This window comes from Nitrospiria bacterium (assembly GCA_035498035.1).
GTDB lineage: Bacteria > Nitrospirota > Nitrospiria > JACQBZ01 > JACQBZ01 > JACQBZ01.
Window position 1 is genome coordinate 14,345 of record DATKAN010000016.1, and the last position, 13,534, is coordinate 27,878.

The following is a 13,534-nucleotide window of genomic DNA, read 5'->3' on the forward strand; positions in this document are numbered from 1 at the left end:
ATATTTAGGCCTTTCATTACAATAAAATAAAAATGGGATGGTTGCTCTGAAATGTCCCGAGTTCGGCTTCCACAAACGAAAACTGTTTTTTCTCATCGTCCCTACTCCCCCGGCGTCATCGATTCACTCTTCGAATTGGTGAAGGGCCAGACCGGACCTTCCGGCTGGATTCTCCTCGCCGAGGATTCGAAGGTCTTCTTAATTCTCTTCATCTTGCAGAACAGCCCCTACGCCGCCGCACGCCTCTCGGGGGATCGATTCAACGCATTGAATCTTCGTGACTATTTTCACACGCTGGCCTCGATGGAACAGCCCCATCTCACGCTGCAACTGGCCAACCCCGTGCTATTTAAATGTTTGTTGGTTACGACGCAGAAACTCCCGACCACCACCGGGACAACCGACCTCGTCAACGTGGAATCGCTCCTTCACCAGATCAAGTCCTCCGAACGTGAAGTGGTCGTCAGCGAAAAGCGAATGGATGAAATAAACCTCTTTTATTTTCTGAAAGGAAACCTTCAGGAAGCCTTTTTCGCCGATCCCGACTCGGTTTCCAAAGACAGTACCGGCGAAGATCAGTTCCTCGAATACGCCTACACCGGAAAAAGCGCCGCGCCCGTAACGCTCCAGGCCTATTACGACGTCCAGGTGAAAATGGCCGATGACGCGGACCTCCCATGGTCGGAATGGCCCGACGGGATCGTCGCCTATTTTCTAAGGCCCCGGCCGGAACTGGTGTTTCTGGCCGGCGGAGGTTCGGTGGACAGAAAGACCATCGTTAAGAGCCGGTTCATCCTGGGCCGTCATCAGGATTGCGATCTTGCGATCCCCGACACGATCGCCTCCCGGGAACACGCGGTCATCCGTGAAGGCCAAGGGAGTTTCATCCTGGAGGATCTCAAGAGCCGGAACGGCACGCTAGTCAACGGCAAAAGGATATCCAGCGTCACCCTCGCGGACGGCGACGAAATCCGAATCGGCGATTGCCGGATCATGTTCGTCGTGAAGTCTCAGGAGCCGCTGAAGAAGGAAAAGGCCGACCTGTCCCGTCTGGATACCACCACCATGAAACTGGATGAGGCGCTGCTTCAGCAAGCCGCCGCGTCATTCGCCCCCCCAGCCGGGGAAAACGCAAAAACGCCGGTCTTGGGTCTGGAAATGACGGAAGGCAAAGCCCCCGGTTCCCGCTATTCCCTCCGGGACAAAACCGTCATCGGCCGTAATAAGACGGACATCAACACCCATGATCCAAAGGCCTCGCGTCACCATGCCGCGATCGAGCGGAGGGAAGACGGCTACCATTTCATCGACCTGAAAAGCACCAACGGCAGTTTCATCAACGGCCTGGAAGTCCGGACCAAACGTCTCGCCGCGGGGGACGTCATCCGGATCGGTGATTCGGCGTTCAAGGTGATCGAGGTCGACCCGTGACACAACCCTACATCCAGACGATGGACCAGGCGCAGATCAAGCCCTACCTCGACCGCCTCAAAGACATGTTCGACGTCGCCCAGGAGACGATTCACAACTTCGATACCACAACCGTCGTAGGACTGTGCGTCGCGATGCTGGTCATGATCGTGGTCGCTCGAATGCTTCAAAAGCTTTTCAGCGGATCCTCGGGTGAGGAGGGCTCCGGTTCATCCGAAAGCGGTGCGATCCTGAGGGACGCGAAACGAGCCAAGCGGGAAAAGAATTTCATCCGGGCCGGTGAGCTCTTCGAGATGGCCGGCGATCCGGACGAGGCGATCAATATGTATCGGGAAGGACAGGTCTTCGGGCCCCTTGCCCGACTGTACGAGCGTCAGAAAAGCTGGGCCCCCGCGGCCGGGGCCTATGAGATGGCCCGCGACTATGAACGGGCCGGGGCGATGTACCAACGGGCCGGAAATTACGCCAAAGCCGCCGAGGTCCTGCTGTCCGGAAATAAAGAACTCATGGCGGCCGAGATTTTTGAAAAGGCCAGGAACTTCAGCGAAGCGGCCCGTCTGTATGAAAAGACCGGCTATTTTCAGAAAGCGGCGAGTTGTTACGAACGCAGTCGGGCTCACGGAAAGGCCGCCGATCTCCTTGAAAAATTCTTTCTTCAAGAGAATGTCCGAATCAAGGCGTCCATGCCCACCGCCGATCAGAGGCAACTCGTCAATTCCTATGCCCAGCAGAGCGGTCGCCTGTACGTCAAGGCCGGCGATGCGGTGCGGGCGGCCCAGATCTTTTCCCTTGGAGGCTATCCCGCCGAGGCAGCGGAGGCCTATCTCTCGGCCAAGGATTTTCAGAAAGCGGCGGACCTCTACTACCAGGGGAAGCAGTATCTGAAGGCGGCCGAACTGTACAAACAGATCGGAAATACCAAGAAGGCCTATCTGATCACCGCCGAGATGTACCTCGATGAACGGAACTACCTGGAAGCGGCCCGCCTGTATGAAAAGGCGGAAGACTTTCTCCAGGCCGGCGACCTGTATGAGAAAGCCGGCCAGATGAAGAAGGCCGGCGAGATGCTGATGAAGGGGGGCGATTTCGGCCGGGCCAATGAAATCTTCCAATCGAGCGGCGACACGCTCCTGGCCGCCCAGGCCCTCGAGAAGTCGAAGCGATTCAAAGAAGCCGCGAAACTTTACCTGCGGGCCGGCGCATATGAAGTGGCCGCCCGCCTCTTGGACGAAAGCGGCGACTATTACGAAGCCGGGATGATCTTCCATAAACTGGGGCGCATGGAAAACACCGTCGCCTTTTTGCAAAAGGTGGATACCCAGTCGGAACATTACTACGCCGCTTCCTTGGTGCTGGGTCAGATATTCATGGACCGCGGAATGCTGGACGCGGCCCGTGAACGATACAAGAAACTGATCGGCAAAAAGGAGATCGGGCCCGACAATCTCGACCCCTATTACAACCTCGCCCTTCTTTACGAAAAGAACCGGGAATATCAAAATGCGCTGCTCTTGTACGAGAAAGTGCTGGCCGAGAATTACAACTACAAGGACGTCCGGAGCCACATCGATCTGGTGAAAGAAGCCCTTCGGCGGGAACGGGTCTTGACCGAAACCCGAAAAAATTCCGAGATCAGCGGCAGCGGGCCGAAGGGGAGGTACAAACTGGTCAAAAAGATCGGACAGGGCGGCATGGGCGTCGTTTACCTGGCCGAGGACACGGTCTTAAACCGGATCGTCGCCTACAAAGTCCTTCCCCCCAGCGTGAGGGACAATCCGAAGGTCCTTGACAATTTCCTCCAGGAGGCCCGCGTCGCGGCCGCCATTAACCATCCGAACATCGTGACCGTTTACGACACCGGCTCCGAAGGCGTCGAGCCCTACATTGTGATGGAGTTCGTGGACGGCATCAGTCTCAAGGAGTTGATGGAGAAAAATCCGTCGCTTCCGCTCAAAGAACTCGTTTCCATCGCGGTTCAGCTCTGTCAGGGCCTGGAATACGCGCATAACAAAAATGTGATCCATCGGGACATCAAACCCGCCAACATCATGATCAACAAAGAGAACACGGTGAAGATCATGGATTTCGGCCTGGCCAAGATCCTCTCCGATTCCGAGATGGAAGGGACCAGCGTGAAGGGTACGCCGCTGTACATGTCGCCGGAACAGATCCAGGGAAAACGGGTGGATCACCGGACGGATATTTACTCCTTCGGCTGCACCCTCTACCGCATGGCCGCCGCCCGTCCTCCCTTCATCGACGGCGACGTCTACTACCATCACCTTCATACGCCCCCGGTTCCTCCGCGCACCTTGAACCCGAAGATCCCCGAGGCCCTCAACCAGATCATCCTCAAATGCATGGCCAAGGATGCCGACCAGCGGTATCAACGGGCCAAAGAGATCGCGGCCGACCTCGAAGCCAAGGTGCAATAGCGGTCAGCACTCGATCCTGAATTGACATGCCCCGACCCCTTTGATAAAGTGCCGGCATGCGTGGCAAACGCGCCTTCGTCATCCTCAGTCTGTGCGTCTGGTTCGGCTCGATCTCAACAGTATCGTTTGCCGCCGGAGCGGTCGAACCCTCGTTTCGTCAGGCCTTCGCCTCGGAGGATCCCGCCGAGAAGACCGATCTCTTCCAGAAGATCGCCGCCCAGGAACCGAAATCCATCTACGGCCACTTCGCCAAGGCCTGGCTGGCCGAAAATCGCAATGAACCGAAGACCGCCATCGGGGAATACACGGCCGCAATCAAACTCAAACCCACCTTCGCGGAGGCTTATTGTGCGCGCGGGATCGTCCTGTTCAATCAAGGTCATGTTCAGGAAGCCGGAGACGATCTGTTGCGGGCCATCGACCTGAACCCTCGCTTGGCCGAGGCCCACGACGCCGTCGGGGTCATTCTCGACCAGCAGAACCGGTTCGAAGAGGCCGTCCGTGAATACCAGAAGGCGATCGCGCTGCGGCCCCGGTTTGCGATGGCGCATTACAATCTCGGCGTCGCCTACGCCCATGAAGGACAGGAGGACCCGGCGCTGGAGGCCTTCGAGAAGGCGGTGAGCCTCAAGCCGGATCTGGCCATCGGATATTTTAACATCGGCAAGATTTATTATAATCGGGGGGAATTGGATAAAAGCATCGCCGCCTTCTCCAAGACCATCGAAGCCAATCCGAAACTGGCCGCGGCCCACTACGGTCTGGCCGTCGTCAATGAAGAGGCCGGCCGGAAGGCGGAGGCGATCAAGCACTATCGTGAATATCTGAAGCTGGCCGGCGATCACCCTTCTCCGGAAACCGAACAGGCCGCCCAGCGCCTCAAGGCGCTTCTTGGAACGTTTTTTTAGGAACCTTTTTCCGGATCGTCCTGTCCAATGGATCATGAAGAGAAAAACGACGGGGAGTGGGTTCGAAGGGTCCAACAGGGGGAGACGGAGGCCTTTGAGGTTTTAGTCCGTCGCCATGAAAAACGGATCTTCAACCTGCTTTATCGTTGGCTGGGGGACTATGACGAAGCCGCCGAAACGGCCCAGGAGGTCTTTCTCTCGGCCTACCGCTCCATCCGGAGATTTCGAGGCGACTCGAAATTTTCGACATGGCTATACCGGATCGCCATCAATCACGCCAAGAACCGTCAAAAGAGCCTGGGCGCGTCGCGTCGCCGCACGACGCCGCTGGACTCCGGCGATTCGGACGGAAAGGATGGGGCGGTCGCCGATCTCCCCGATCCCGGTCCGGATCCAAGTCAGGACGCCGAGCGGATGGAAACCCATGAGCGTGTTCAGCATGGGCTCAGGGACCTGGACGCGGACGGCGCCCTCCTCATTCTTCTCCACGACCTTCAGGAGGTCGGTTATGAAGAAATGGCCCGGATTCTGGACGTCCCCATGGGAACGGTCAAGTCACGGTTGCACAGGGCCCGTCAGGCCCTCAAGGCCAGGCTGACTCCCTATTTCAACGCAAGGGAGACGCAAAAATGACGTGCGAGCAGGTTCAGGAAATACTGTCCGATTATTTGGAGGGTTCCCTCGATCCAGAGACCTCCGGTCTCGTACAGACCCATCTGGCTTCCTGTCCCGATTGCCGGGCGGAGTTCCGGGAACTGGCCGAGGCCAAGCGGGCCGTGGCCGGCCTCCCGCTGATCGAGCCCCCTCCCGGGTTTTCCCGAATGGTGATGGTCCGGATCCGAGAAGAGGCGGAAAGGCCGAGTGTCTGGAAGCGGCTCTTCCTTCCGATTCGGATCATGATTCCGATTCACGCGTTGGCGTGGCTCCTGGTCGGCGGGATTGCGGTCTATCTTTATCAAACCTACCGGCCGGTTCAGCCGGTCGCAGTGAAATCGCTTCCTTCGGTGCCGGAACCGATGCTCGAAAATGGAAAAAACGCACCGTCTTCTTCGCCACCGGGATCAACGGAATCCCACGCCCCTGCCCCGACGGAACAGGAATTGAAAGGAAATGCAACAGACGAAGTCGCTCGGGCAACTGCAAAGTCTGGAAAAATCGGAGGGGCCGCGGGCGGGATTGCGGCTGCGCCGCCTCCGGCCAAGGCCTCACCCGACTATAAACTGAGTGTCACGACCCTGAGAAAATATAATGACCAAAAATTGATTTATTTCAAACTCGAAGAATTGACCAAACAGATGGGGGGAAAATATATCGGCCCCAGCGAAACCGGCGGGAGCCAGGAACGCGACGCCCTCCCTCATACCGAGACCGTGTTGCTGGTCATTCCCGCGAAGCGCTACGACCGATTCAAATCCGAACTGTCCTCGCTCGGGAAAATTGAGGAAGAAACCCGAATGGCTCCATCTTCGCCGGAATCGGCCCCTCCCTCGGTGCCCCTGTCCCCCGCCGATATCTCTCCATTCCTAAGAATTCAATTGTCCCTCCGTCCGGCTGAAAATCCCTAGCCCCCTTCTCTCCACAAACATACGGAAATTCCTTCACATTTGTTCCCGGAACATTTTTCCGGCTTCCTCTGTCTAATCATTTAAGAATGCGGATTTTGCTCACAACCAACCACGGAGGAAGACAATGGATAACAAAACCACCTTTAAAGTTTCGGCAGCAGCCGTCTCGGTCGCGGCAATTCTATTTATGTTCACAGAGCGGTCTGGAACTATTCAAGCGTCAGACCGTCCTGAAAAACCTCATGCCCTCGCCAGCAGTCTAGACGATCAGGAAGAGGTTTCGGTCACCGTTTACAACAGCAATCTCGGACTGGTCAAAGAGACCCGTCGGATCCGTCTGTCTACTGGTTTGACCGATCTCAAATTTACCGGGGTCGCCGCGCAGATCATGCCCCAGACGGTCCACGTTCAATCCCTGACCGACCCCGGCGGATTGGAGGTCCTCGAGCAGAATTACCAATACGACCTTCTGACCCCCGAAAAACTGCTCGATAAATTTGTCGGCCGGCAGATCAAGGTTCTCAAGGACGGGATCGAGATCCCCGTCACGATCCTCAGCACGAACAACGGCCTCGTGTATCGGATGGGAGATCGCATCTTCACCGATCGGGGCGGCTATCCGGGACAACTGATCTTTCCCGAAATTCCGGAAAACCTGATCCCCAAACCGACCTTGGTATGGCGCCTGGATAATCGGCTGGACCGTCCCCAAAAAGTGGAAGCCACCTACCTGACCCAGGGGATCAACTGGAAGGCCGACTACGTGATGGTCCTCGACCCGGAGGATCGCCGCGCGGATCTGACGGGATGGGTCACGCTCGACAACAAAAGCGGAGCCGGATACCGCAACGCAAAATTGAAGCTGGTGGCCGGCGATGTGAATCGTGTGCTCGATCAGGTCGGATACATGGCCGCCGGTCGAGCGCTTGAGGAGGTCGCCAACAAGGCCGCCGCGCCCCCGTTCTCGGAGCAGGCCTTTTTTGAATATCATCTCTACACGCTCCAGCGACCGACCACGATCAAGGACAACGAGACCAAGCAGGTCACCCTCCTGGCCTCAAACCGGATTCCGGTGACAAAGCGTTTTCTCTACTACGGCGCCCAGAACTACTATCGGACCCCGTACGGGGTCCCGGTCTCAAACCAGAAAGTCGGCGTCTATGTCGAGCTCGCCAACAAAACGGAAAACCATTTGGGGATGCCCCTTCCCAAGGGAACGGTCCGGGTCTACAAGGCGGACGGCGACGGGAGTCTCCAATTCGTGGGGGAGGATCGAATCGATCATACGCCCAAGGACGAGACGATCAAGATCAAGATGGGAGAGGCTTTTGACGTCGTGGCCGAGCGAAAACAGACCGAGTGGAAAAAACTGGCCGACGACCTCTATGAAGTCGCGTTTGAGGTGAGCCTTCGCAACCACAAGGATGCCCCGGTCACGGTGAGCGTCATCGAACCTATCCCGGGTGATTGGGAAATTCTACAATCCTCCCATGACTACCGGAAGGTCGAGGCCCACACGGCACAGTTCGACATCCCGGTCAATAAAAACGGCGAGACCAAGCTTCAGTATCGCGTGCGGATGAGGTTTTAGAACGCGTGGGGCGGCGCGCCCTCTCTATGAATACAGCGTGACCGACGATCCCTTTCCGGTCGAGGAGGCGCTTTTCTTCTTGGCGCCGGCCGCCTTCGCCGCGGTCCGGACCGTCAGGACCGGACAGGGCGACAGCCGGACCACCTTCTCGGCCACGCTGCCCAGAAGCAGATGGTCCACGCCCGACCGGCCGTGGGTCCCCATCACGATCAGGTCCGCCTTTATTCGACGGGCCGCCTTTAGGATTTCGCGATGGGCCACCCCGCTCAACAGGTCCGTCTCAACCGAAACGCCCGCTTTCTGTAAACCCTTGCGGGCCTGATCCAGCAAGGGCTCGGCGATGGCCTTCAACGCCGAGTAGTGATCCACCACGTTGAAGGTCTCGGTCATGGCATAGGCGTAGGGTTGGATCACGTGGACCAAGCACAGGTGGGCCTTGAGCACCCGGGCCATCATGGCCGCGTATTGCACCGCGGGCTCCGATCCTTCGGAAAAATCCGTGGGCACCAGGATTTTTTTGACCGACGCCGATCCGCTTCCGCGTTTCACCGAACCTTTCTTCCGTTGGGCCATGCGGGTCCTCCCTCTCGCGATCATTGACTTCGACGATCCTTCTCCCGGAAGCCATTGTGACAAATATTTGAAACTCAGTCAACCTTTTGACCGCTCCCCCATCGTCGCGCCCGGGACTTTCGCAACTCATCCAGGACCAACATCGCCACGGCGAAGGGGACCACAAAGAGCCAGACGCCCGCCGGAATCGGGGAGGTTCCGAAAATCAGGTTCCCCCACGGGGTATAATCGATCAGCAGGATCAAACCGATCTCGGACGCGATGCCCCACAGGATGAAGGGGTTGCTGAACAAGCCGAAGGAAAAAACCGACTCGCGGTCGCTCCGGCAGATGAAGACATTCGCGACCTGCATGACGATGATCGCACCCAAACAGGCCGTGGTGGCCTGTAAATAAAGCGGATCATTCCAGGCAAGGTCTTCTCCGTATCGCCATCCGCCGCCGTAAAGGACGAAGAAAAAAGCCGCCAAGCAGGCCGCGGCCTCGATCAACCCCAGAAACAGATAGGCGCGTAAAATCATGGGCCAGTTTAACAACCGCTCCGTTCGAGAGCGGGGCGGCTTTCGCATGGCCTGCATGTCCGGTCTCTCGGCTCCCAAAGCCAGTGCCGGCACCGTGTCGGTGCCAAGATCGATCGCCAGAATTTGGATCACTGTGAGGGGCAGGGGAATACGAAGAAGGACAAATGCTAAATAGGGAACCAGCTCGGCAATGTTATGAGTCAGAATGTAGGTCAGGAACTTCTTGACGTTGTCATAGACCGCCCGTCCCTCTTCAACGGCAGAGACGATGCTCGCAAAGTTGTCGTCCATCAGGACCATGTCGGAGGCTTCCCGGGCCACGTCCGTGCCCGTGATTCCCATCGCGATGCCAATATCGGCCATTTTGAGCGCCGGCGCGTCGTTCACGCCGTCCCCCGTCACGGCCACGATCTCTTTTTTGCGCTTCAACGCGTTGACGATGCGCATCTTCTGATCCGCCCCGACCCGTGCGAAGAGGATTTCCGGAGCATCCATCGCGAGCTGGAGCTCGGTATCGGAAAACCGTCGAAGTTGATCGCCCGTGATGATCACGGGCGTCGGAGATTTCATCAGCCCGATCTCGCGAGCGACCGCCCGGGCGGTATGGGGATGGTCTCCGGTCACCATGATCACCTTGATACCGGCCTCTTCGCATTTTCGAATCGCTCCGGGCACCTCCGGCCGTGGAGGGTCTTCCAGTCCCACCAGTCCGGTCAGGATCATGTCTTCCTCCAGATGCAGACGATCCAACCCTTCCGAAACGAAACGGTAAGCGAAGGCCAACACCCTCAATCCCTCCGCCGCCATCGCCTCTTCGGCTCGAAGGAACTTTTCTTTTAATACCGCCGTGAGGGGTTGAACATTCCCATCCTGTTGGACCTGAAGGCATAGCGGGAGAAGCGCTTCAAGCGCCCCTTTGGTATAGAGAACGGGGCCCTCCGGATTTCGATGGAGCGTGGACAGCCTTTTTCGATCCGAATCAAACGGAATCTCATCCAGACGGGGATATTCTTTTTCGGCGGAAATCGCCTTTTGGGCCAATCCGACCAGCGCCGTCTCCATGGGATCCCCGAGCAGTTCCTCCCGACCGTTCTTTTCGACCTTCCTGAGGTTGTGGCAGAACATCGCCGTTTCGAAAAAGGCGCGGTGGCTGTCTTGCAGGGGCGTGGGGCCGTACGCCCTTGCGTCCGTCGGATCATAAAACCGATCATCCAGATAAATCTTTTTCACATCCATGCGATTCAAGGTCAACGTGCCCGTCTTGTCGGTGCAGATCACGGTGGCCGAGCCCAGCGTTTCGACCGAGGGAAGGTGGCGGATCAGTGCGTTTCTTTTGGCCATCCGTTGAGAACCCATCGCCAGGGCCAGGGTGACGGTGGGCAGGAGTCCTTCAGGAACGAGCGCCACGATGATGCCGATCGCAAAAATAAAATTTTGCCAGAACACCATACCCAGATAATGTCCGATCAGAAAGAAAACCGCCCCGATGCCCATCGCCTGGATTGCAATCACGCGGCTCAAGCGCGCGATTTCCTTTTGCAGAGGAGAAACCATTTCACCGACGGTTTGGGTCAGATGGGCGATCTTGCCGAACTCAGTCTGCATCCCCGTGGCAAACACCAGGGCCCGGGCTTGACCCGAGACCATCGAGGTTCCGGCCAGAAGGATGTTTTTGCTCTGAATCAATTCCTCCCGCTCGCTCGGATGCGCATCCCGCGCCTTTGGAACCGACTCCCCGGTGATGGTGGCCGTATTCACCCGCACGCCAAAGCCCTGGATCAACCGGCAGTCGGCGGGGATGAGATCCCCTTCCTCCAGATCGATCACATCCCCGGGAACCAGTTCCTCCAAGTGCGTCGGTGCCACTTTGCCGTCGTGAAGCACCTTGACTTGACGCGGAAGGAGATTCTGGAGAGCCGCGATCGCCTGCTCGGCGCGGTATTCCTGCCAGAACGAGAAAAGACCGTTGATCAGGATCACGCCCAGGATCGCAAATCCCAACGTGACCATCCCTTTCCCCGGATCATACCACTCGGCTAAAAAAGCCAGTCCCGCGGCCACCCAGAGAATCAGCGCAAAGAAATGGGTAAACCCTTTCAAGAATCGAAAGACAAGCGGCTCGGCCCAGACTTTCTCGACGCGATTCGGGCCGAACTCCGACCGTCTTCGCCCGGCCTCCGCGACGGAAATCCCTTCCGTACCGCTGTGGAGGCTCTGGAGCGCTTCATCCACTGTAAGGTGATGAATCTTCATTGATACCAGCGAGCCAAGCGAGCGAGAGGGGGAGGTCGAAAATTCCCCGTCAGGGGGATTCTCCCCTATTTGCCGTTTACGATTTACTCCCCTCGCCGGGGAATTTTAGTAAATCGAGAATGGTAAATCGAAAATAGGGAAAACAGAACCCTCGAAAGACTGAATGGACGGGGCGGCGCGAGCCCCTATTATAGAAGTCAATCGCGTTCATACGTCATGCGCAGAAAATGGGTGGCGCACGAGATGCACGGATCGTAATTGCGTATGGTTTGCTCGCACCGCAGGCCGAGCTCCTCCTTCGGAAGGTTCACGTGGGCCTGGATAAACCGTCGGAGATCGTCCTCGATCATCGTCTGGTTCTGGGACGTCGGCGGGACGATCTTGGCCTCCTCAATCACGCCCGCGTCATCCACGCGGTATCGATGATAGAGGGCGCCCCGCGGGGCTTCGGTGCAGCCGTAACCGGTTCCCGCACGGGGCCGGATCGGAACGGCGGGCCGGTCCGGCCGCTCGTAGCCTTCGATGATCCGGAGCGCCTCGTCGCAGGCCTGGAGGATCTCGATGCTCCGGACGACGATGCTCCGGAACGGATTTCGGCAGACGGCGGAGAGGCCGGCGGCGCGGGCCGCTTCCCGGGCGACCGGCGAGAGCCGGTCGAAGTTCAGGCTGTAGCGGGCGATCGGGCCGACAAGGTAAGCACCCCGGTTCTTCAATCGCGAATGCAGGGCGTGGCTGTGCGGCACCTGTTCCTCGACGAAGCGGTCCTCGTACTCGTGTACCGCGATATCCAGGCCCCGGTTCGAGACCAGACGGCCTTCGTTGAACGGATACTCAAGCGGATGGCGAAGCCCGACGAACTCGTAGTCCTGTTCAAACTCCGGACACGGCAATGCCGCCGTCCACCGAACGGTCTCCAGCGCCGCCTCCCGCGACCAGCGGAGCCGCTCGGCCAGCGGGGCGAGTTCGCGCCGGGTGGGAACCTTATAGAAACCTCCGACGCAGACATTGACGGGATGCACCTCCCTTCCGCCCAGGAGACGGAGGATCTCGTTTCCCGTCTGCTTCAGCCGAAGACCCCGCTCGAGGATCTCCGGATGATCCCTTCCCATCCGGAGTGCGTCGGGATAGCCGAGGAAGTCCGGCGCGTGAAGCAGATAGACATGAAGGGCGTGGCTCTCGATCCACTCGCCGCAATAGATCAGACGGCGGAGCGCGCGAAGCGGACCGTCCACCTCGACGCCGAAGGCGTTCTCCATCGCATGCACCGCGCTCATCTGGTAGGCGACGGGACAGATGCCGCAGATCCGCGCGGTGATGTCCGGGGCCTCCCCGAAGGTCCGACCCCGCAGCAGCGCCTCGAAAAAGCGCGGCGGCTCGAAGATCTCCAATCGGACCTCCTTGACCGCATCGCCCTTGATCTTTACATAGAGTGCGCCCTCGCCCTCGACCCGGGCGAGATTCTTCACCTTAATCGTTTTTTCCTTCATGCGCTTCACTCTCTTTGCGGAAGGCCTCGGCATTGGCGTTGAAGCCGCGGAAGAGCCGCACGAGATCCGGCTCCCCCACCCCGAGGCGGCTCCACCAACGGCTCAGGGACGCCGTGTTGGGAGTTTCTTTCGGGCCGAAGCAGCCGTAACAACCGCGGTCGTAGGACGGGCAGATCGCGCCGCATCCCGCATGGGTCACGGGACCGAGACAGGGCGTGCCGTGCGCCACCATCACGCAGACGTTCCCGCGGAGCTTGCACTCGACGCAGACGCTGTGGGAGGGCGTGTTCGGCCTGCGGCCGTGCAGGAAGGCGCTGATCACCTCCACCAGCTGGCCCTTGTCGATGGGACAACCCCGGAGCTCGAAATCGACGGCCACGTGATCCGAGATCGGCGTCGAGGTGGCGAGCGTCCGGATATACTCCGGACGGGCATACACGATCGAGGTAAATTCCCGGACATCCTGAAAATTACGGAGGGCCTGAATGCCGCCGGCCGTCGCGCAGGCGCCGATCGTAATCAGAAATTTCGAGACCCGCCGGACCTCCCGGATCCGTTCGACGTCTCCCGGTGTCGTAATCGAGCCCTCCACCAGCGACAGGTCATAGGGCCCCTTCGCGACCGCCCGCGACGCTTCCAGAAAATGGGCGATCGTGACCCGTCCGGCGATCGTCAGCAACTCGTCCTCGCAATCCAGAAGACTCAACTGACACCCGTCGCAGGAGGCGAATTTCCAGACGGCCATTTTCGGTTTGCGGCGGCTCGCCATT

Annotated in this window: 10 protein-coding genes; 6 read left to right on the forward strand and 4 right to left on the reverse strand. The window is 58.5% G+C overall.

What is annotated here, in order from left to right:
- Positions 1 to 51: 51 nt before the first annotated feature.
- The 6 genes from VMN77_02525 to VMN77_02550 all read left to right on the forward strand — a co-directional run bounded on the left by VMN77_02525 (position 52) and on the right by VMN77_02550 (position 7,930).
- Complete coding sequence (locus VMN77_02525; protein HTN42651.1) at positions 52 to 1,431, forward strand: FHA domain-containing protein; 1,380 nt, start codon at positions 52 to 54, stop codon at positions 1,429 to 1,431.
- Positions 1,428 to 3,866 carry a protein kinase gene (locus tag VMN77_02530; GenBank protein ID HTN42652.1) on the forward strand — a complete coding sequence of 813 codons (2,439 nt, stop codon included), beginning with the start codon at positions 1,428 to 1,430 and terminating at the stop codon, positions 3,864 to 3,866. The genes VMN77_02525 and VMN77_02530 overlap by 4 nt, the downstream gene beginning before the upstream one ends.
- Before the next feature lie 56 nt (positions 3,867 to 3,922).
- The gene (locus VMN77_02535) at positions 3,923 to 4,774 is read left to right on the forward strand and encodes a tetratricopeptide repeat protein (GenBank protein HTN42653.1); all 852 of its coding nucleotides are present in this window, start codon (positions 3,923 to 3,925) and stop codon (positions 4,772 to 4,774) included.
- 27 nt (positions 4,775 to 4,801) lie between these two features.
- Positions 4,802 to 5,407, forward strand: coding sequence for a sigma-70 family RNA polymerase sigma factor (locus VMN77_02540; GenBank protein HTN42654.1), 606 nt, complete (start codon positions 4,802 to 4,804; stop codon positions 5,405 to 5,407).
- Entirely contained in the window at positions 5,404 to 6,339 is a 936-nt protein-coding gene (locus VMN77_02545; protein HTN42655.1) for a zf-HC2 domain-containing protein, read from the forward strand. The genes VMN77_02540 and VMN77_02545 overlap by 4 nt, the downstream gene beginning before the upstream one ends.
- A 124-nt stretch (positions 6,340 to 6,463) precedes the next feature.
- Entirely contained in the window at positions 6,464 to 7,930 is a 1,467-nt protein-coding gene (locus tag VMN77_02550; GenBank protein ID HTN42656.1) for a DUF4139 domain-containing protein, read from the forward strand.
- Positions 7,931 to 7,954: 24 nt separating this feature from the next.
- Here the strand turns inward: VMN77_02550 and VMN77_02555 are convergent, their stop codons facing one another.
- From VMN77_02555 to VMN77_02570, 4 genes are all read right to left on the reverse strand, one after another.
- Complete coding sequence (locus tag VMN77_02555; GenBank protein HTN42657.1) at positions 7,955 to 8,503, reverse strand: universal stress protein; 549 nt, start codon at positions 8,501 to 8,503, stop codon at positions 7,955 to 7,957.
- A gap of 74 nt (positions 8,504 to 8,577) precedes the next feature.
- Positions 8,578 to 11,277, reverse strand: coding sequence for a cation-transporting P-type ATPase (locus VMN77_02560; GenBank protein HTN42658.1), 2,700 nt, complete (start codon positions 11,275 to 11,277; stop codon positions 8,578 to 8,580).
- 197 nt (positions 11,278 to 11,474) lie between these two features.
- Complete coding sequence (locus VMN77_02565; protein ID HTN42659.1) at positions 11,475 to 12,764, reverse strand: Ni/Fe hydrogenase subunit alpha; 1,290 nt, start codon at positions 12,762 to 12,764, stop codon at positions 11,475 to 11,477.
- Positions 12,745 to 13,533, reverse strand: coding sequence for an oxidoreductase (locus VMN77_02570; GenBank protein ID HTN42660.1), 789 nt, complete (start codon positions 13,531 to 13,533; stop codon positions 12,745 to 12,747). The genes VMN77_02565 and VMN77_02570 overlap by 20 nt, the downstream gene beginning before the upstream one ends.
- Between the last annotated feature and the right edge of the window lies 1 nt (position 13,534).

What these genes read in the sequence shown, in the direction of transcription:
- VMN77_02540 (HTN42654.1), top strand. Translation starts at nt 4,802, where the DNA reads ATGGATCATGAAGAGAAAAACGACGGGGAGTGGGTTCGAAGGGTCCAA.
- VMN77_02535 (HTN42653.1), top strand. Translation starts at nt 3,923, where the DNA reads ATGCGTGGCAAACGCGCCTTCGTCATCCTCAGTCTGTGCGTCTGGTTC.
- VMN77_02565 (HTN42659.1), bottom strand. Translation starts at nt 12,764, where the DNA reads ATGAAGGAAAAAACGATTAAGGTGAAGAATCTCGCCCGGGTCGAGGGC.
- VMN77_02570 (HTN42660.1), bottom strand. Translation starts at nt 13,533, where the DNA reads ATGGCGAGCCGCCGCAAACCGAAAATGGCCGTCTGGAAATTCGCCTCC.
- VMN77_02545 (HTN42655.1), top strand. Translation starts at nt 5,404, where the DNA reads ATGACGTGCGAGCAGGTTCAGGAAATACTGTCCGATTATTTGGAGGGT.
- VMN77_02550 (HTN42656.1), top strand. Translation starts at nt 6,464, where the DNA reads ATGGATAACAAAACCACCTTTAAAGTTTCGGCAGCAGCCGTCTCGGTC.
- VMN77_02560 (HTN42658.1), bottom strand. Translation starts at nt 11,277, where the DNA reads ATGAAGATTCATCACCTTACAGTGGATGAAGCGCTCCAGAGCCTCCAC.
- VMN77_02525 (HTN42651.1), top strand. Translation starts at nt 52, where the DNA reads ATGTCCCGAGTTCGGCTTCCACAAACGAAAACTGTTTTTTCTCATCGT.
- VMN77_02555 (HTN42657.1), bottom strand. Translation starts at nt 8,503, where the DNA reads ATGGCCCAACGGAAGAAAGGTTCGGTGAAACGCGGAAGCGGATCGGCG.